General features: G+C 37.4%; 1 protein-coding gene. It reads left to right on the top strand.

The annotated features are described in order from the left end of the window. Positions 1-18 precede the first annotated feature (18 nt). The coding region (locus H4J61_RS02290) for a helix-turn-helix domain-containing protein (RefSeq protein ID WP_259363062.1) at positions 19-305 on the top strand (287 nt) is incomplete at its 3' end.

Genomic DNA, 305 nt, shown 5'->3' with positions numbered 1-305 from the left:
CGAATGCGGGTTCGTTTGATGGCGCTTTCTCATATCAAAAGTGGCGCTAATAACACACAGACAGCACGAAACTTACATATTAGTCGACGTATTGTTAATGACTGGGTTAAAAGATTTTATGAACATGGTCTTGATGGTTTAAAAGAAAAACCTCGCTCTGGTCGACCTTGTAATCTCAATGAACAACAGCTCTCTCAGTTAAGCCAGTACATTCATGATAATAGTATTAAACCCAAAGGCGGAAGACTTAAAGCACAAACACTTGTTACTTATATTACGCAAGAATTTAAAGTCGACTATTCAAT

The sequence above is a fragment of the Colwellia sp. MB3u-4 genome (genome assembly GCF_014077065.1).
Classification (GTDB): Bacteria; Pseudomonadota; Gammaproteobacteria; order Enterobacterales; family Alteromonadaceae; genus Cognaticolwellia.
The sequence above is the reverse complement of the archived record's forward strand: the minus strand, read 5'-3'. Positions and strand labels throughout refer to the sequence as shown.